The sequence below is a fragment of the Microcystis sp. LE19-41.2A genome (assembly GCF_027530405.1).
Classification (GTDB): Bacteria; Cyanobacteriota; Cyanobacteriia; order Cyanobacteriales; family Microcystaceae; genus Microcystis; species Microcystis aeruginosa.
This window is the reverse complement of the sequence record NZ_JAPZQJ010000528.1, coordinates 1-1069: the sequence shown is the minus strand read 5'-3', so window position 1 is coordinate 1069 and position 1069 is coordinate 1. Positions and strand designations below refer to the sequence as shown.

The window sequence follows — 1069 nt, the reverse complement described above, 5'->3', positions numbered from 1 at the left end:
GTTGCTGACTAACTTCCTTCAGTTGTTTGTCAGTTTCTTTTTGAGCGGCAGTTAATTCAGCTTGAGCAGTCGCTAATTCGGCTAAGAGTCGCCATACGTCTTCGGATGTAGTTGCCATAGCTAATTTTTTCTCTCTGATTTGGTCTATTGCTATTTTACTGAATTTTGCCGATTCATGAGGAAGATTTTTGACTAATTTACCAATGCGATGGAGTAAATTTTATGTTAATCACTAAACTTCCCTGATGTCAAGATACTCAAAACGATAAAACTGCTAATGGAGACAATCAATGATGCAAAGAATTCACGCCTTAAAACAACTCTATGATATTGATGACTCTCAATGGCTAGGAGAAACCGTTAGCTTGCTTAGAAATCATCAATTTCAACAGCTAGACTTAGAACATTTAATCGAGGAATTAGAGGATTTGGGCAAAGAAAAGAAAAATGCGGTAGCCAGTCTTTTAGAACAGATTATCCGCCATCTATTATTACTGCAATACTGAACAAAAGAGGCAGAATATAAGACAATTCATTAGCAGGAAGAAATTTATAATTTTCGGACTCAATTAAGGCGAAAAATGACGGCTAATCTCCGCAATTCTTGAGAAGAAGAATTAAACTCTATCTACCAAGATGCGTTAGGTTTTGTCAAAATAAAACCAGTGAATACTGTGATTTTCCCTCTCAATGTCCTTACTCACTAGAAGAATTACTAGATCGCTCTTGGTTGCCATAAAAATCAGATCAAGAAAAGGATGTTATGACAGCAATTAAAGAATTAGAACAATTAGAACAAGGAAAGGTAGTTTTTTTCTGGAGAAAATTATTTTCAAATTATTTTGATAAAACTTAACAAAAATCCACCAAAAAACTATTGACTTGGAACCCTAAAAGTAGTACAGTTGGCTTCAATTGTATTTACTCAAATAATGAAAACTGATAAAATATTTTATACCTTATTTCAAGTCTTTCCCGAACTTCTCTTTCAACTGCTAGGAAAATCTCCCAATCTGGCGCAAAATTATCAATTTAAATCAGTCGAAATCAAAGAATTAGCTTTCCGACT

General features: G+C 34.1%; 1 protein-coding gene and 2 pseudogenes. 2 read left to right on the top strand and 1 reads right to left on the bottom strand.

Going from position 1 to position 1069, the window contains the following annotated elements:
- A pseudogene (locus O9290_RS22170) lies at positions 1–118 on the bottom strand (DUF3782 domain-containing protein); the annotation flags it as partial.
- A 175-nt stretch (positions 119–293) separates the two neighbouring features.
- Here O9290_RS22170 and O9290_RS22165 point away from each other — a divergent pair.
- Both O9290_RS22165 and O9290_RS22160 read left to right on the top strand, forming a co-directional pair.
- Positions 294–739 (top strand): annotated as a pseudogene (locus O9290_RS22165) (DUF29 domain-containing protein).
- A 193-nt stretch (positions 740–932) separates the two neighbouring features.
- The coding region (locus O9290_RS22160) for a DUF2887 domain-containing protein (RefSeq protein WP_288087556.1) at positions 933–1069 on the top strand (137 nt) is incomplete at its 3' end.